The organism is Agrobacterium sp. ST15.13.015 (assembly GCF_027871645.1).
GTDB classification, from domain to species: Bacteria; Pseudomonadota; Alphaproteobacteria; order Rhizobiales; family Rhizobiaceae; genus Agrobacterium; species Agrobacterium leguminum.
Genome location: NZ_JAQAHF010000008.1, coordinates 84033 through 100157 on the forward strand (window position 1 = coordinate 84033; position 16125 = coordinate 100157).

General features: G+C 61.4%; 17 protein-coding genes and 1 tRNA gene. 9 read left to right on the forward strand and 9 right to left on the reverse strand.

Going from position 1 to position 16125, the window contains the following annotated elements; genetic code table 11:
* Window positions 1-152 precede the first annotated feature (152 nt).
* On the forward strand, window positions 153-539 hold the full coding sequence (locus PIB16_RS14150; RefSeq protein WP_003522472.1) for a TIGR02300 family protein: 387 nt from the start codon (window positions 153-155) through the stop codon (window positions 537-539).
* A 152-nt stretch (window positions 540-691) separates the two neighbouring features.
* Window positions 692-767: transfer RNA gene (locus tag PIB16_RS14155), tRNA-Ala, on the forward strand.
* A gap of 76 nt (window positions 768-843) precedes the next feature.
* Here the strand turns inward: PIB16_RS14155 and PIB16_RS14160 are convergent.
* A complete protein-coding gene (locus PIB16_RS14160; RefSeq protein WP_065657359.1) occupies window positions 844-1344 on the reverse strand; it encodes a hypothetical protein in 501 nt (166 codons plus the stop codon).
* Window positions 1345-1417: 73 nt separating this feature from the next.
* Window positions 1418-1792: a PAS domain-containing protein gene (locus PIB16_RS14165; protein WP_065657360.1), complete on the reverse strand. Its 375-nt coding sequence runs from the start codon at window positions 1790-1792 to the stop codon at window positions 1418-1420.
* 206 nt (window positions 1793-1998) lie between these two features.
* Between PIB16_RS14165 and PIB16_RS14170 the strand changes: the two genes are divergently transcribed.
* The 7 genes from PIB16_RS14170 (at window position 1999) to PIB16_RS14200 (ending at window position 7366) form a co-directional block, all read left to right on the forward strand.
* Window positions 1999-2901: an NUDIX hydrolase gene (locus tag PIB16_RS14170; protein ID WP_065657509.1), complete on the forward strand. Its 903-nt coding sequence runs from the start codon at window positions 1999-2001 to the stop codon at window positions 2899-2901.
* 69 nt (window positions 2902-2970) lie between these two features.
* Window positions 2971-3942, forward strand: a complete 972-nt coding sequence (gene nadA, locus PIB16_RS14175; RefSeq protein WP_059756932.1) for a quinolinate synthase NadA — start codon at window positions 2971-2973, stop codon at window positions 3940-3942.
* Window positions 3939-5510, forward strand: a complete 1572-nt coding sequence (locus PIB16_RS14180; RefSeq protein ID WP_065657361.1) for an L-aspartate oxidase — start codon at window positions 3939-3941, stop codon at window positions 5508-5510. Before nadA ends, PIB16_RS14180 begins: the two co-directional genes overlap by 4 nt.
* 1 nt (window position 5511) lies before the next feature.
* Window positions 5512-6369 carry a carboxylating nicotinate-nucleotide diphosphorylase gene (nadC, locus tag PIB16_RS14185; protein WP_065657362.1) on the forward strand — a complete coding sequence of 286 codons (858 nt, stop codon included), beginning with the start codon at window positions 5512-5514 and terminating at the stop codon, window positions 6367-6369.
* Between the two features lie 150 nt (window positions 6370-6519).
* Window positions 6520-6771 (forward strand): GlsB/YeaQ/YmgE family stress response membrane protein, encoded by a 252-nt coding sequence (locus tag PIB16_RS14190; RefSeq protein WP_003522465.1) that lies wholly within the window; start codon window positions 6520-6522, stop codon window positions 6769-6771.
* 12 nt (window positions 6772-6783) lie between these two features.
* Entirely contained in the window at window positions 6784-7155 is a 372-nt protein-coding gene (locus tag PIB16_RS14195; protein ID WP_271045781.1) for a DUF3597 domain-containing protein, read from the forward strand.
* Between the two features lie 22 nt (window positions 7156-7177).
* Window positions 7178-7366, forward strand: coding sequence for a hypothetical protein (locus PIB16_RS14200; protein ID WP_003522463.1), 189 nt, complete (start codon window positions 7178-7180; stop codon window positions 7364-7366).
* A gap of 233 nt (window positions 7367-7599) precedes the next feature.
* Here the strand turns inward: PIB16_RS14200 and cydX are convergent, their stop codons facing one another.
* The 7 genes from cydX to PIB16_RS14235 form a co-directional block, all read right to left on the reverse strand.
* Complete coding sequence (gene cydX / locus PIB16_RS14205; protein ID WP_065657364.1) at window positions 7600-7722, reverse strand: cytochrome bd-I oxidase subunit CydX; 123 nt, start codon at window positions 7720-7722, stop codon at window positions 7600-7602.
* A gap of 22 nt (window positions 7723-7744) precedes the next feature.
* Complete coding sequence (cydB, locus tag PIB16_RS14210; RefSeq protein WP_065657365.1) at window positions 7745-8902, reverse strand: cytochrome d ubiquinol oxidase subunit II; 1158 nt, start codon at window positions 8900-8902, stop codon at window positions 7745-7747.
* A 6-nt stretch (window positions 8903-8908) separates the two neighbouring features.
* Window positions 8909-10486 (reverse strand): cytochrome ubiquinol oxidase subunit I, encoded by a 1578-nt coding sequence (locus tag PIB16_RS14215; RefSeq protein ID WP_065657366.1) that lies wholly within the window; start codon window positions 10484-10486, stop codon window positions 8909-8911.
* A 67-nt stretch (window positions 10487-10553) separates the two neighbouring features.
* The gene (gene cydC, locus PIB16_RS14220; RefSeq protein ID WP_271045782.1) at window positions 10554-12245 is read right to left on the reverse strand and encodes a thiol reductant ABC exporter subunit CydC; all 1692 of its coding nucleotides are present in this window, start codon (window positions 12243-12245) and stop codon (window positions 10554-10556) included.
* Window positions 12242-14038 carry a thiol reductant ABC exporter subunit CydD gene (cydD, locus tag PIB16_RS14225; RefSeq protein WP_104679826.1) on the reverse strand — a complete coding sequence of 599 codons (1797 nt, stop codon included), beginning with the start codon at window positions 14036-14038 and terminating at the stop codon, window positions 12242-12244. The genes cydC and cydD overlap by 4 nt, the downstream gene beginning before the upstream one ends.
* 17 nt (window positions 14039-14055) lie before the next feature.
* Entirely contained in the window at window positions 14056-14634 is a 579-nt protein-coding gene (locus tag PIB16_RS14230; protein WP_003522458.1) for a GbsR/MarR family transcriptional regulator, read from the reverse strand.
* 459 nt (window positions 14635-15093) lie between these two features.
* Window positions 15094-16125 carry an L-idonate 5-dehydrogenase gene (locus PIB16_RS14235; RefSeq protein WP_065657369.1) on the reverse strand — a complete coding sequence of 344 codons (1032 nt, stop codon included), beginning with the start codon at window positions 16123-16125 and terminating at the stop codon, window positions 15094-15096.

Genomic DNA, 16125 nt, shown 5'->3' on the forward strand with positions numbered 1-16125 from the left:
GCATAGGGGTTGCGCCGAGGCAGGCGGCACCCGAAGTTTGTCTTTGACACGAAAGAGCGCAACGATTAAGGGGACCGGCTATAAATTTTACCGTCTATGCCGGTTTTACGGCGTACACACCGAAACTCATTCGACAATTTGAGGCTTAGACAGTGGCAAAAGCGGAACTTGGTACCAAGCGCACAGACCCCGATACCGGCAAGAAGTTCTACGATCTGAACCGCGATCCGGTCGTTTCTCCCTACACCGGCAAGTCCTGGCCGCTCTCCTTCTTCGAGGAAAGCACCGCCCAGGCCAAGATGGAGCAGGCTGAAGAAGAGGAAGTGGCGGAAGTCGATACCGAAAACACGGAAGTCGAACTCGTCTCGCTGGAAGATGCCGATGGCGACAACAACGGCGACGATATCCCCGATCTCGGCGACGACGATGACGTCGAAATCGATGACGACGACGACACCTTCCTCGAAACCGACGACGAAGATGACGACGACGACATGTCCGGCATCATCGGCGTATCGGGCGACGACGAAGAAGCTTGATTTTACTTGATAATTCGGCCCGACGACAAAAAAATGACGCCGGGCCGTTTTTTATGCTTGCACTCGTCGGAAAGCCGCAGTAGTAAGCCGCCACCGAACGGAACAACAACCGCTTCGGTTCCCGGAACCGGAAGAAATGCCGGAACCCTTATGGGGCTATAGCTCAGCTGGGAGAGCGCTTGCATGGCATGCAAGAGGTCAGCGGTTCGATCCCGCTTAGCTCCACCAAACCTTCCCAGACAAAAAATATCTTCCCTTCGGCCAGTCGCTCTCGCGCATCTCGCTAGTCGTTCGACCCGATCGCCTATTGCAGCAGCGCCCGTACATCCTGCCCGTTGATCCGGCACTCCACGGAACTGCCGGCACCACCTTCCTCCACCGTCCGACATTCCAGATATCTGCCGCGCAGCCGGTTCTCCAGCGCCTTGAAGGCGTTGAGGCCGCAGGCGTAACGGCGGCCGTCGGGGCCGGCGCAAACGCGGTTGCGCTCGACATCCTCCACGCCGGCGAGGCGGAATTCCTGACCCTTGAAGGTGAAACGGCTGCTGGAGATGACGCGCAGGCGCTGGTCCGCATGCATCTTCAGCGGATAAAGATCGGGAGGCGTCGGAATGCGCTCGTAGTTTTGGCTACGCGGATCGACCCGCACCGGCGAGGTCGTCCAAAGTAGTTCCGTATTGGCCGCAAGGCCTGCTGGCGCCGGGGTTGCCTCGCCATTGACGAGCGAGGCGATGCGGATGCCGGCTATGCCGAGGCCAATGGCCAGGACGATCTGAAACAGCAAAATTGCGATCTGCCGGACCATGTCACCGCAACATCAAAACAATGAACAAATTAAAATCGATCGGCCGCCACCCCGCGAAGAGGCCCGCCGCTTATCACATCAATAAAATCTTGCCCGCACTGACATCCCGCACCGTGCCCATGGCCATGATCGGAAGCTGGTCGCTGTCGAGGAGCACCCGTCCCGTTGTCCGCAACCAGCGGAAGCCGCCAGATTTGAGCTGAATGCGATATTCCTGATCATAGAACACGCCATTTGTCAGCGAATTGTAGACCGCCTTGGCGACGCGTGCGCGCGAGCCGCTTTCTATCTGCGCGATGAAATCCTCGACCGGAATGCCGCAAGCGGCTTTTTCCGCGGAGAATTCGCGCAGGCGGGCCGCCACGGCATCGAGGTAAATCAGGTTTTGCCCGATGTTCCAGGTGTAATAACCCACAAGTGTCTCTTCGAGAGATATATTCTCCAACATCGGCCTTCTACAGTCTGAAATGCTCGTGCGGGTCTGTAACATATCAGATGACGGACGACTAACCACAAGAATTCATCCTTTTGTCTGATGGCGCCCCGTTTTCAGTGAGACTATTTATCGACAGCCCTTTTCTGCCGCCATGTTGGCGAAGCAACCTTCCTGTGCCAAAGAAGATTGATCTTGCGCCAACGACCAGAGGAGCCGCCGTGACCATCGGGCTTGCCCATGCCGAACTCATCGCCGTCGTCACCGCCATCACCACGGATGAGCCGCGGGTCATGACCGTTCGGGAAGGCGCAGCGCTTCCGTCGGGACCGTTCGAATTCGGGCACAGAACGCTTCAGAGCGGCTTGCGGGAATGGATTCACGAACAGACCCATCACCCCGTCGGTTATCTCGAACAACTCTATACTTTCGCCGATCGCGACCGGAACAACGACATTTTAGGCGGCAGAACCATCTCCATCGGTTATCTCGGGCTGGTTCACGAACAGGAGGCCTCCGGCGGCAAACGCCCGCTCTGGCACGGCTGGTACGAATATTTCCCCTGGGAGGATCACCGTCAGGGACGCCCGGAAGTTCTGGACAGCATCATCGACAGGCTGCGCGCCTGGGCGGATTCCGATCCCGCCTCCAAAAGCCAACGCCATTTGCGGGCGGATTTCACCTTCGGCCTCGATGGCGGAGGCTGGAACGAGGAATTGACCCTGCAGCGTTACGAGTTGCTGTATGAAGCCGGGCTGGTCGAAGAGGCGCAGGGCGAACCGCGGATCAATTTCGGCAGGCCAATGTTTGCCGATCACCGCCGCATCCTTGCCACCGGCATCGCGCGTCTGCGGGCCAAGATCAAATATCGTCCCGTGGTGTTCGAACTGATGGCCGACGCCTTCACGCTCCTGCAGCTACAGCGCGCCATCGAGGCGCTGGCCGGGCTGACGCTGCACAAGCAGAACTTCCGCCGGCTTATCGAACAGCAGCAACTGGTGGAAGAGACCGGCGAGATGGCGACCGAAACCGGCGGACGCCCGGCAAAGCTCTTCCGCTTCCGCCAGACCGTTCTCGATGAACGCGCCCTTTCCGGAACGAAACTGCCGCTCTCCCGCAATTGACATATGCTCACAATGAGAATATGTCTTTGCGATAGATATACTCAAAAAGAGTATAAATGGGAGAGCACCGTGAACGAGCAGATTTCCGCCGCAAGCCTTTACGACCGCGTTGCCCGCGTCATTCCCAAGGCCGAATGGATGGGCTTTCAGGACGATGTGGAGGCGATCCTTGAGCTGAAGCGCAAGCGCAACGCCGTCATCCTCGCCCATAATTACCAGACACCGGAAATCTTCCACGGCGTCGCCGATATCGTTGGCGACAGCCTCGCCCTTGCCCGCAAGGCGATGGAGGTGGAAGCGGATGTCATAGTTCTGGCCGGCGTGCATTTCATGGCCGAGACGGCAAAGCTGCTCAATCCGGAGAAAACCGTGCTCATTCCGGATATGGCCGCCGGTTGTTCGCTGGCCGATTCCATCACGCCCGAGGACATCGCGCTTCTGCGCAAGGCTTATCCCGGCGTTCCGGTCGTGACCTACGTGAACACGTCCGCGGCGGTGAAGGCGGCCTCCGACATCTGCTGCACCTCCGGCAATGCCCGTCAGGTGGTGGAATCGCTCGGCGTGCCGCGCGTGCTGATGTTGCCGGATGAATATCTGGCGAAGAACGTGGCGCGGGAAACCAATGTCGAGCTGATCGCCTGGCGCGGCCATTGCGAGGTGCATGAACTGTTCACCGCCGATGATATTCGCGAATTGCGCGAAAGCCATCCGGGCGTCACCGTGCTGGCGCATCCGGAATGTCCGCCCGATGTCGTCGAGGCTGCGGATTTTTCCGGCTCCACCGCCGTCATGTCGGATTATGTCGGCCGCGAGCGCCCCGCCCGCGTGGTGCTTTTGACGGAATGCTCGATGAGCGACAATGTCGCCGTGCATCACCCGGATGTCGAATTCATCCGCCCCTGCAATCTCTGCCCGCATATGAAACGCATCACGCTTGGCAATATCCGCACGGCGCTGGAGGAAAACCGCCACGAAGTGACGGTCGACCCGGCCATCGCTGTCGCCGCCCGCCGCGCCGTGGAAAGGATGCTGGAAGTATGAGCGAACGCCTCCCGTCGCATACGGGCTGGACGGTCATTGTCGGCAGCGGCATTGCGGGCCTGATGGCGGCGCTAACGCTTGCGCCGCAGCCCGTGCTGCTTCTCACACGCAGCGTTCTCGGCGGCGAGACCTCCAGCGCCTGGGCACAGGGTGGCATTGCCGCCAGCCTCGGGCCGGACGATAGCGCCACGCTGCATCTTGCCGATACGCTCGCCGCAGGCGACGGCCTCTGCGACGCTGAAATGGCCGCAGAGATCGTTTCCGCCGCCCCCGCCGTCATCGAGGCGTTGGAGCGGGCCGGAGTGCGCTTCGACCGGGATGCCGAGGGCAGGCTCGTTTTCGGGCTGGAGGCCGCCCATGGCAGAAGGCGCATCCTGCATGCCGAAGGCGACGGCTCGGGCGCGGCCATCGTCAGGGCTCTCGCCGCCGCCGTTCTTCGCACGCCGTCCATAACCGTTCTGGAAGGCACGGAGGTTCGCCGCCTGCTGACGGAAAATGGCGTCATCGTCGGCCTCGCCTGCATCGGGCCAAAAGGCTGCTTCACTTTGCCAGCAAGCCAGGTCGTTCTTGCCACCGGCGGTCTCGGCGGGCTTTATGAGGCGACGACCAATCCCTCCGGCAATTTCGGGCAGGGCATCATGCTCGCCGCCCGCGCCGGCGCCATCATCGCCGATATGGAATTCGTGCAATTCCACCCAACGGCGCTTTCCTCGCCCCGACGGCCGCTGGCGCTGGTGAGCGAGGCGGTGCGGGGCGAAGGCGCGCTGCTTCTCAATGAAAATGGCGAACGTTTCATGGCGGCCGTTCCGGGTGCGGAACTCGCCTCCCGCGATATTGTCGCTCGCGCCATCGACCGCGAAATCCTGCGCGGCGGCAAGGTCTTTCTCGATGCCCGCAAGGCGCTCGGCTCCGGCTTTTCCGCTCGCTTCCCCTCGATCGACCTGCTCTGCCGCGAGGCCGGGATAGACCCCGCCCGTGAGCTCGTGCCGGTGCGCCCGGCGGTGCATTACCATATGGGCGGGGTCGCCACCGATGGTAAAGGCCGAAGCTCAGTGCCGGGCCTTTGGGTTGCCGGCGAAACCGCCTGCACGGGTCTGCATGGCGCGAACCGGCTTGCCAGCAATTCCCTGCTGGAAGCGGCGGCCATGGGCATGCGTGCCGCAGAAGACATTGCAGGCAGGCAGGCATATGCGGAAAAACGGGCAGCGGATATCGCAACACTCCCCATGCCCGATGTCCCGGCAGCCGACCTCTCCCCCGTCCGGCCCATCGTTTCCCGCCATCTCGGCATCGTAAGACGTGCGGAAGGGCTGGGGGGCGCGATCCGCGATCTTCTGCCACTGGCTGAGCGGAACGGCCCGGCATCCGATCCTGCCCTTGTCGCGCTGGCCATCGCCGTCTTTGCGGCGCTGCGCACGGAATCGCGCGGCGCGCATTTCCGCGACGATTTCCCTGAAAAACATGCGACGGCCGCAAGGCGCAGGCTGAACCTCAGCGACGTTCTCACCATCGCCCATGAATTTTCCTCTTCCAGCCATTCCTCGGCCAGCCTTGCGCGGAGCGCCTGACATGACCCTTTCACCCCTGCCACGCCTCATCATCGAACCGCTCGTGCGCAATGCTCTTCTGGAAGACCTCGGACTGGCGGGCGACATCACGTCCGTCGCCGTCATTCCCGCCGATCATCGCTCGGTCGTCGTCATGGCCGCGCGCGAACCGGGCGTTATCGCCGGTCTCGACGCGGCAGAACTCGCTTTCCAGCTCGTGGATCCGGCCATCGTGATGAAACGGCACGTGCAGGATGGGGCCGCCGTGACGCCCGGCGATATCATCGCAACGATCGAAGGCCCCTCACGCGGCCTTCTGACGGCGGAGCGCACGGCGCTGAATTTCCTCGGTCACCTGTCGGGCATCGCTTCCGTCACCGCAAAAATCGCTGCCGCCATTGCCGGCACCAAGGCCTCGGTCGCCTGCACCCGCAAGACGACGCCGGGGCTGAGAGCGCTTGAAAAATATGCCGTGCGCGCCGGCGGCGGCATGAACCACCGTTTTGCGCTTTATGACGCCGTTCTCATCAAGGACAACCATATTGCCGTGGCCGGCGGCGTGCGCGACGCCATCCGCCGTGCCCGGCAGGGCGTGGGGCATCTCGTCAAGATCGAGGTGGAGGTCGATACGCTAGCGCAGTTGCGCGAGGTCATGGATGAGGGCGTCGATGCGGTCCTTCTCGACAATATGACACCCGAACAGCTGCGCGAGGCGGTGGGGATCGTCGCCGGTCGCGCCATTACCGAAGCGTCGGGCCGCATCAATCCACAGACGGCCGCAGCCATCGCCGCAACCGGCATCGATCTCATCTCCGTCGGCTGGCTGACCCACAGCGCGCCGGTTCTCGATATCGGCCTCGACTTTCAAAGCCAGAGCTAAAGAATATGCGGCGCATAGTTCGCCGCACGGAACCAATCGCCCATATCGCCGTTATTGCTCCGCCTGGGGTCTATTCAAGGCGGGGGGATCAGTGCGCGCAAAAGCCTGTCCATATGCCTGCGGACCTCTCTTACAAAGGAAAGGCTTGTTATGGAAGACGCACAAGTTGGCTGGATTGCAGCAATCATCATCGGCGGCGTAGCCGGTTGGCTGGCCGAACAGTTCATGAAAAGCAATATGGGTCTTTTCATGAACATTATCCTCGGCATTGTCGGCGCCATCGTCGCCAATTTCCTTCTGGGGCTCGTGGGCATTTCGCTCGGAGGCTGGATTGGCTATCTCATCGCCGGCTTCATCGGCGCCTGCATTCTCATCGCCGTCGGGCGGGCATTTCGCCGCTAAGGGGAGGACACCATGAGCTTTTTCGACAAGATCAAGAACGCTATTTTCGGCAAGGCCGAAGCCGCACCGCAGACTTCGGCTCCGGCCGCACCCGCTCCGACAGCCGCGGCTCCGGCCCCCACCGGCAATGTCGACGTCGCTTCGATCCTGGATGCGGCGGTCAAGCAGAACGGCCAGAAACTCGACTGGAAACATTCGATCGTCGACCTTCTGAAAGCGCTCAATCTGGACAGCAGCCTCAGCGCCCGAAAGGAACTGGCCGGCGAACTCGGCTATACCGGCGACACTTCGGATTCCGCGACCATGAACATCTGGCTGCATAAGGCCGTCATCAAGAAACTGTCCGAAAACGGCGGCAAGGTTCCAGCCGACCTTCTGGATTGAACCGATAAACGGGAGCGCCGTGATGGACGACTATTCCAGCCTTCGAGAGCAGATCGGCCAGGACCTCGACACCCTGCACAGGACCGAGAATCCGAAATCGATCTTCGAGATCGCCGACGACTATCTTCTTGGAAATCCAAATCTGAAGAGGGCCATCGTCGAAGACATCATCAAGGAAGAAGCGGACAAGCGCGGCATCGCGATCCACTGACGCCGCGCGTCGCAGGCACGTCAGTTATAGCAAAAGGGGCGGTATCCCAACCGGATGCCGCCCATTCATATTTAGAGGAGTTGCATCATCCGCACTCCGTCACCCCGGACCAGATCCGGGGTCCAGCGCGATCAAGGCCTTGATCGCGAGAAACTCTTTTCACGGCGCAGACGCGCCGTGGCTGGATGCCGGATCTAGTCCGGCATGACGGAGGAGAGGCTTCCGCCAAAGCCCTATTTATCCAGCTTCACTTCGGCCTTTTTCGCGTTTTCTTCCATCAGCTCATACCACATGGCGTTCATGACGGCGAAGATGGCGGCGAGAGGCAGGCCGAGCAGCCAGGCGAAATACCACATGTTCGATCTCCTTCTTTCTCAATCAATAAGCATGACCACTATCGTCGCGGATCGCCTTTTCATCCACCTTGCCCCACAGCACGCGATAGACCCATGACGTATAGGCAACGATGATCGGGATGAAGATGAGGGCGACGACCAGCATGATGAACAGCGTCATATGGCTGGAAGATGCATCCCAAACCGTCAGGCTCGATTTCGGATCGACCGAAGACGGCAGGATGAAGGGAAACATCGTCAGCCCGACAGTTGCGATGATGCCGAAAATCGCGAGCGAGCTGGAAAGCAGCGCCAGCACTTCCCTGCGGGCGCGGAGCAAAACGAAAGCGACGAGCGGAAAGACAAGACCGAGCGCCGGCGCCAGCATCATCCAGGGATGCGCCGCATAATTGGCAAACCAGACACCGCCCGCAACCTCGACCGTCTTCGACAGCGGATTGGACGGACCGTCGGTGACGGCCTCCGAGGTGAAGCGATAGCCATCGATACCGAGCCACAGAAAGACGCCGCCGAGCGCAAAAAGAACGGTGGTGGCAAGCGCCGCGACGCTGCCGAAACTGCGCGCGCGGGCAGCGACCGGGCCATCCGTCTTCAGCACCAGCCATGCCGCACCGTGCATGATGAGCATGGCGACGGAAACGAGACCGCAGAGGATGGCGTAGGGGTTCAGAAGCTCGAACAGCGTGGTGCCATCGTAGAAAATCCTGAGATCGTCATTGAGGTGGAAGGGAACGCCCTGCAGCACATTGCCGATGGCCACGCCGAAGATTAGCGCCGGAACGAAGCCGCCGATGAAGAGCGCCCAGTCCCAGCCGGTGCGCCAGGCGGCGCTTTCACGCTTGGAGCGATATTTGAAGCCGACCGGCCGCAGGATCAGCGCAAACAGGGTGGCGAACATCGCCAGGTAAAACCCTGAAAACGACACCGCATAAAGCGGCGGCCAGGCGGCAAAGATCGCGCCGCCGCCAAGGATGAGCCAGACCTGATTGCCCTCCCAGACGGGGCCGATGGAATTGATGACGACACGCCGCTCGATATCCGTTTTCGCCACGAAGGGCAGAAGCGCGCCGGTACCGAGATCGAATCCGCCGGTCACGGCAAAACCGATCAGCACCACGCCGAGCAGCAGCCACCAGATGACGCGGAGGATTTCGTAGTCGATGAGTTGATGCAATATCATGATCGTTTACTCCGCAGCGACGAGTTTTTCAGGAACGAGCGGCGCTTCCGGCTCATGGTCCGGCTCGGGCCCCTTGCGGATCGCCTTCAGCATCAGCCCCATTTCGACGATGAACAGCACCGTGTAGATGGCGATGAAACACAGGAGCGTGATGAGGACCGTGGAAGCGCTGAGGTTGGAGACGGCCGCGGCCGTGGGCAGCACGCCTTCGATGATCCATGGCTGGCGGCCGAACTCGGCCACCACCCAGCCCATTTCCGCCGCGATCCACGGCAGGGGAATGGCGAAGACCGCCACTTTCAGCAGCAACGGATAATGATCCAGCCGGCGGCGGGCCGAAAGATAAAAGAACGTCGCCGTCAGCAGGATGAAGAAGATGCCAAGGCCGACCATGATGCGGAAAGCCCAGAACAGGGTCGGAACATGCGGAATGGTATCCGCCGCCGCCTTGGCGATCTGCTCTTCATTCGCCTGGCGCGGATCGTCGACATATCGTTTCAGCAGCAGGGCATAACCGAGCTCATGGCCGAGTTCAGCAAAGGTGCCACGCACCTCTTCCGGCAACTCCGCGCCTTTGCCGGTGGCCCGTATCTGCATCAGCGCGTCATAGGCCTTGATACCGTCGCGGATGCGGGTCTTGGCCTGCTCCACCAGATCGTTGATGCCCGGAATTTGCGTGTCGAGCGAGCGGGTGCCGATGAGGCCCATCACCCACGGGATCTTCACTGCGAAATGCGTTTCGCGTGCTTCCTGATCGGGAAAACCGATGGCCGTGAAGGGCGCCGGTGCCGGCTCCGTTTCCCACATGGCCTCGATGGAGGCGAGCTTCATCTTCTGGTGTTCGGTGGAGAGATAGCCGCTTTCATCACCCAGCACGACGACCGACAACGCGGACGCCAGACCGAAGGAGGCGGCAACCGTCATCGAACGCTTGGCAAGATCGACATGGCGGCCTTTCAGCACATACCAGGCCGAAACGCCGAGCACGAAGATGGAGGCCGTCACGTAACCCGCAGACACCGTGTGAACGAACTTCGCCTGCGCTACCGGGTTGAACAGAACCTCGAAGAAGTCCGTCACTTCCATGCGCATGGTCTGGGGATTGAAGGCCGATCCCGTCGGGTTCTGCATCCAGCCATTGGCGATCAATATCCATAGCGCCGAAAAATTCGAACCGAGCGCCACGCACCATGTCGCGACGAGATGGCCGAGTTTCGACAGCTTGTCCCAGCCGAAAAAGAACAGGCCGACGAAGGTGGCTTCCAGGAAGAAGGCCATCATGCCTTCGATCGCCAGCGGCGCACCGAAAATATCGCCGACATAATGGCTGTAGTAACTCCAGTTCATGCCGAACTGGAATTCCATGACGATGCCGGTGGAAACGCCGAGCACGAAGTTGATGCCGAACAGGGTGCCCCAGAATTTCGTCATCTGCCGCCAGACCGTGCGGCCGGTCATGACATAGACCGTTTCCATGATGGCGATCACCACCGATAGTCCGATCGTCAGGGGAACGAACAGAAAGTGATATAAAGCCGTCACTGCAAATTGCAGGCGCGACAGCGCCACTATGTCGAGTTCCATAGTCCTATCCACCTTTTCCGGAAGGCCGGCCTTCCATTTCAAAGACGACGCCGGCTCTCAAAAAATCTCAGTCCGGGCGCAGTGTCTCCAGCACTACGCCGTATTCCGGGGTGCCGCTTTGACATTCATCAAATTGACGCCCCTCTTTCAGCACGATGATGCGATCGGCAAATTCCGCCTCGCGGCGATTATGGGTGATCATCACGACAGTCTTTCGCTGCGCCCTCGCAAACAGCCGGGTGAGCACGTCGCGGGCGGTTTCGCCATCCAGCCCTTCCGTCACCTCGTCGAGAAGCCACAGCGGCCGATCAGCGAGCAGGAAACGGGCGAGCGCCAGCCGGCGCGACTGGCCGCCGGAAAGCCCCTGGCCCGCCTCGCCAAGCCTTGTCTCCAGCCCGGCGGCCAAGGTTTTGACGTGTTCGGCAAGGCCTGCCGCCTCGAGCGCGTCCCATAATTCGGCCCCGGTTGCGGTGGGTTTCGCCAGCCGCAGATTGTCGGCGATGCTGTCGCGGAAAAGCTGGCTTCGCTGCGTCATCAGGGTGGACGGCAGGGCGCTGACCGTGCCCGCCGCCGGCCGCAATTCACCCGCCAGAAGCTGGATGAGGCTTGTCTTGCCCGCACCGCTCTGGCCGATGATGGCAATCCGTTCCCCGGAGGCGATTGCAATGTTGATATTCGTCAGGACCGGATTGTCGTTCCCTTCCCGCTCCAGACGCACATTTTTGAGCTCTGCCGTCATGCGCTTGACCGGCGAGACGGGACAGCGGCCTTCAGCCGTTGCCGAAAGACGCGGCGCGATGCGCCTTGCGGAAAACAGCGTGCGCCCAAGCTCCATCGCCCCACGACGCAACGCCGTGAAAGGCTCCAGCGCGGCAAAACAGACGAGCAGCCCGAGTGCTGCGGCCGGCGCGCTTACCGCCCCCTGTTCCGCAAGCCAGGCCATGCCAAGAAGGGCGGCGCTCAAAAGAACGGCCGCTGAAACCCCGAAGGAAAAACCGGCACTGGTTTCGATGCGGTTCAGGGTATCATCGCAGGCAGAGAGGTAATCATCCGCCCGTTTCACCGCCGCGACCTGCGCGGAAAGGCGGCCGGTGGTCAAGAGCTCCGTCTGCCCGCTCACGAGATCGGCCGTGCGGGCGCGAAGGGCTTCCAGCCCGATTGCCCGGCGGCGCGAGAATGTTTCCGCCCGCAAGGCGGCGCGAACCGAAATTCCAAGCCCCGCCGCGACGAGGAAAACCGCCGCCAGAATGCCCGCCAGAGGATGGAGAAAAGCAAGCCCGAGGCCTGTCGCGATTGCAGCAAGGACCGCGACGGCGGCGGGAACCAGCACGCGCAGATAAAGCGAATCCAGCGCATCGATATCCGCCGTCAGCCGGTTCAGCAGGCGCGCAGGCCTCGCCTCCAGGGATTTCGCGGCCTGCGGCGCGGCAAAGCCGCGAAACAGCTTTTCCCGAAGTGCTGCAAGCACGGAAAGCGTGGCGTCATGGGTCGTCATGCGTTCGCCGTAACGGGCGGCGGTGCGCGCCAGCGCCAGAAGACGAATGGCGGCCGAAGGCGCAAAGACATCGAAAGCATAGGCCGTTGCCGGCAGAAGACCGGCAATTGCCGTTGCGGTGATGAACCAGCCGGAAACGCCGAGAAGGCCGATGCCCGCCAGCACCGTCGTCACCGCCAGAGCCGCGCCCGCCAGCAGCATGCCGCGCCGTGCCGACCAGAACAGGCCGATAATGGGTCTCAATATCGCAAAACGCGCGATCATAGCTGCCCCCTCGAATGGATCGCCGTCATATCCACGATCCTGTCCATGCGCGCCGCAAGCACCGGATCATGGGTCGCGACGATCAATGTCCTGCCATTTGCCAGTTGCAGCAGGTTTTCCGTGACGAGAGCAGCCGTTTCCCGGTCGAGATGGGCTGTCGGCTCATCGGCCAGAACAAGCTGCGTTGCGGGGTCTGCAAAAGCACGCGCAATGGTAAGCCGCACCGCCTCCCCGCCCGAAATTCCATATCCGCCATCGCCGATCTGCAGGCGCCGGCGCGCCTGCGACAAGCCATCGAGCCCGGTGCGGCGCAGCGTCTCTTCCACCATGCCATCGCTGACAACCGAACGGCCGAAACGAATATTCGCCTTCAGCGAACCGGCAAAAAAGAACGGCTTCTGGCTGACCCAGCCAATCGTCCTGCGCAGCCCATCCGCCGTCGCATGATCGAGCTTGACGCCGCCGATCCTGATCGAGCCCTCTCCAGCCTCGGCCAGCCCGGCAATCAAGGAGAGTACAGTGGATTTGCCACAACCGGAAGGCCCAAGAATTGCTATCCGCTCACCCTGCTGAACGGTCAGGTTGAAATTTTGGATGACAGGTGGAGCGCTCGGATAAGCGAAGGAGAGATTGTCGATCTCCAGCAGACCGGGCGTCGGGGATGGGACAGACGCCATATCCGCGCCCTCGCCGGCGATGGCCGCACCGCCGGCCGTCAATTTGCCGAGCGCATCAAGCGCTGCTTCACCGGCCGCACGGTCGTGCCAGACGGCGGAGAGTTCCCGCAGCGGCTCGAAAAAGGCCGGCGCCAGCAGCAGGATGAAAAGACCTTCGGCAAGTGTCAGCTTCTCGCCCCAGGCGCCGAAATTGAGAAAACCGAGCAGATGAAAACCGATATAAACGGCGGTCATGGCAACGCCGAGCGCTGCGAAAAGCTCCAGCACCGCCGAGGAGAGAAAGGCGATCCTGAGCACCGCCATCGTCCGCGTCTTCAGGTTCTGCGCATCGGCGCTGAGACGTTCCGCCGTCAGATCGACGGCTTTCAGCGTGCGGATCGTTTCCAGTCCGCGCAGGCGGTCGAGCAGGAAGGCATTCATATTGCCCGTCTCGGCAAGCTGCTTTTCGCTGGCAGCCTTGGCCTGCCAGCCGATGAGCGCCATGAAAAGCGGGATGGTTGGCATGGCGAGCAGCAGCACCAGCGCCGCAATCCAGGTAAAGGGCAGGATCGCCAGCACGAAAACCAGCGGCACGATGGTCGCCTTCATCCGCGCCGGCTGGAAACGGGAAAGATAAGGCACCAGCGCTTCCGCCGCCTCGGCCACGACGCCTGCCGCCTCACCGGAGGCAGTGCGCGACAGATCGAGCGGGGAAACCTTCGCCACAGCCTGCAGCGCTTCCAGCCGCCGCTGCGACAGCACGGTACGGGCAGCGCGAAACGACAGCCGCGCCGCGATCTTTTCCAGCCATGCCTTGATGAGGCCGAGGATGAGAACCGCAGCCGCAGCCGGCACAATCGCCATCATCGGCGCGCCATCGGCAATTCTTCCGACTGAAAAGGCAAGCAAACCTGCCTGCGGCAGCCAGAGCAAAGCCGCCAGCACATGCAGCAAGGCAACGGATCTCCCAACCGCCGGCGCGCCTGTCATTTTCGCCCGCCCGGCCGCTCTGTCGCGAGAGGTTTTGCGATTGGCCTTGCTGAAGAAGCGCCGCCGCGTCGCGTCGGGCGAGACTCCAACCGGAGCGGGACAGACTGACCCGTCACCATTGGTCCCCTGGCGTATTTCCACGGACATGCTCACGGCCGATCTCCTCACCCGTCCTTCTTAGCGCCACGGGGTCTGGCGAGGGAGACGATCTTGTCCTTGGCCTCCAGAAGCTTCGTAACCTTCGAACCGAGCGCCAGAAGCGAAGCCAGCCTTTCCGTCTCCAGCCGCTTCACATCGTCATACCAGCCGGTCAGCTGCTCGATCAGCGTCTTCATCTCGTCGATGCGCTTTTGCGCATGCCGCTCATCTTCGTTTTCCGGCGTCTCCATCAGAATTTCGCGCAGCACGCTGAGCGTGGGATCGATCTCGCGCTTCTTGCGCTCTTCGGCAAGGGTGCGGAGAATTTGCCAGACATCGTCAGGCGTCGTGAAAAAATCGCGCCGGTCGCCGGGAAAATGCTTGAGAATTGCAAGGTTCCACGCCTGCAACTCCTTCAGACTCATCGACACGTTGGAACGGGAGATGCCGAGCGCCTCCACAATCTCGTCCGCACACAATGGCTGCGGCGAAATATAAAGCAAAGCATAGACTTGGCCGACGGTGCGGTTAATGCCCCAGCGGCTGCCCATCTCACCGAAATGCAGCACGAAGGACTGAACGAGCGGGGACAGGCTGGTTGGCATTTTTACGTTTCCTGAATTTTCAGTAATTTCTGAAATTTCGATAACGCAAAAAACGACGAGCAGCAAATCACCTTTTTGACCTGCGTCAAAATGTGCAAACGGGCAGAGACGACCTCGGTAAAGACGGTCGTGGGTGCAGCCCGGGGCAAAATATGCGGCAGTGGCGTTAGGGGTATGACAGGCTGGGGCGTTTGCTGGCGTCCGTCACTTTCCCACCGTCATTCCGGCTTTGAGCCGGAATCCAGCCAGCCCAAGTCCTTGGGCTGAAAGGACTCTCTCGCCGCGCAGACGCGCGTCGGCTAGATTCCGGCTCAAGGCCGGAATGACGTACCTAAAGCAGTTGATGATATCGATAACATCATCACGAGTCTCCACGGGCAAGAACCCGTCGAAAAAATCGGCGGCGGGATGACCCGCCGCCGATCAAAACGTCGGCGCATTCGCGCGTAGAAACCTTACTTACGAAAAAGCGATCTGCACCTTCATCGAACGGCTGCGGTCCGAGGCGAATTCGAAGGCCGAGATGGCGTCGGCGAGATCGACGGTCTGGGTGATGAACGGCTTGACGTCGATCAGGCCCTTGCGCATCAATTCGACCCCGGTGGCGAATTCCTCGTGGAAGCGGAAAGAGCCGCGTAGATCCAGTTCCTTGGCGGTGATCGCCATCATCGGCAGGCTCATATCGCCGCCAAGGCCGAGCTGGACGATGATGCCGCGCGGACGAAGCGCCGTAATACCGCCGGCAAGCGCCACGGCGGCGCCAGAGCATTCATAGAGAACATCGAAGGTTCCCTTGTTCGCGCCATAGGCGGCAAGTGCGTCGGGCTCATCCTTGCTGTTGATGACACGATCCGCACCCGCTTCTTTCGCCTTGGCGAGCGTGAAATCCGAAAGGTCTGTGGCGACGATTTCAGCGGCGCCGGCGCGGCGCGCGGCCAGAATGGACAGAATGCCGATAGGGCCGCAGCCGGTGACGAGCACGCGTTTCCCCAGCAAATCGCCAGCGCGGCGCGTGGCATGCAGCGTTACCGCCAGCGGCTCCGCCATGGCCGCCTCGCCAGCGCTAAGCCCATCGGCCGGCACGCATTGCAGGGCGTCGGCCACCAGAAACTCACGGAAAGCGCCCTGAATATGCGGGAAAGGCATGGCGCTGCCATAAAAGCGCATGTTGAGGCACTGGTTGTGCAAGCCTTCCTGGCAGAAGCGGCAGGTTCGGCATGGGCGGGAAGGCGAAACGGCAACCAGACCGCCGACCTTCAACCCTTCCACGCCCTCGCCCAGTTCTTCGATGACGGCGGAGACCTCATGGCCGAGCACCATGGGTTCACGAAGCCGCACCGCGCCGAAGCCGCCATGATTGTAATAATGCAGATCGCTGCCGCATATTCCGCCCCGGACCAGACGAAGCCGCACTTCTCCCGGTCCCGGCGCTTCCTCGGGCCGCTCCTCGATGCGCACATCCTTCGCCCCATGGGCAACAATCGCTCTCAT

Excerpts from the sequence above, each read along its gene's own strand:
- PIB16_RS14160 (WP_065657359.1), bottom strand. The coding sequence starts at position 1,344 with ATGGTCCGGCAGATCGCAATTTTGCTGTTTCAGATCGTCCTGGCCATT.
- PIB16_RS14165 (WP_065657360.1), bottom strand. The coding sequence starts at position 1,792 with ATGTTGGAGAATATATCTCTCGAAGAGACACTTGTGGGTTATTACACC.
- PIB16_RS14180 (WP_065657361.1), top strand. The coding sequence starts at position 3,939 with ATGAGCGAACGCCTCCCGTCGCATACGGGCTGGACGGTCATTGTCGGC.
- nadC (WP_065657362.1), top strand. The coding sequence starts at position 5,512 with ATGACCCTTTCACCCCTGCCACGCCTCATCATCGAACCGCTCGTGCGC.
- PIB16_RS14190 (WP_003522465.1), top strand. The coding sequence starts at position 6,520 with ATGGAAGACGCACAAGTTGGCTGGATTGCAGCAATCATCATCGGCGGC.
- PIB16_RS14195 (WP_271045781.1), top strand. The coding sequence starts at position 6,784 with ATGAGCTTTTTCGACAAGATCAAGAACGCTATTTTCGGCAAGGCCGAA.
- PIB16_RS14200 (WP_003522463.1), top strand. The coding sequence starts at position 7,178 with ATGGACGACTATTCCAGCCTTCGAGAGCAGATCGGCCAGGACCTCGAC.
- cydX (WP_065657364.1), bottom strand. The coding sequence starts at position 7,722 with ATGTGGTATTTCGCCTGGCTGCTCGGCCTGCCTCTCGCCGCCATCTTC.
- cydB (WP_065657365.1), bottom strand. The coding sequence starts at position 8,902 with ATGATATTGCATCAACTCATCGACTACGAAATCCTCCGCGTCATCTGG.
- PIB16_RS14215 (WP_065657366.1), bottom strand. The coding sequence starts at position 10,486 with ATGGAACTCGACATAGTGGCGCTGTCGCGCCTGCAATTTGCAGTGACG.
- cydC (WP_271045782.1), bottom strand. The coding sequence starts at position 12,245 with ATGATCGCGCGTTTTGCGATATTGAGACCCATTATCGGCCTGTTCTGG.
- cydD (WP_104679826.1), bottom strand. The coding sequence starts at position 14,038 with ATGTCCGTGGAAATACGCCAGGGGACCAATGGTGACGGGTCAGTCTGT.
- PIB16_RS14230 (WP_003522458.1), bottom strand. The coding sequence starts at position 14,634 with ATGCCAACCAGCCTGTCCCCGCTCGTTCAGTCCTTCGTGCTGCATTTC.
- PIB16_RS14235 (WP_065657369.1), bottom strand. The coding sequence starts at position 16,125 with ATGAGAGCGATTGTTGCCCATGGGGCGAAGGATGTGCGCATCGAGGAG.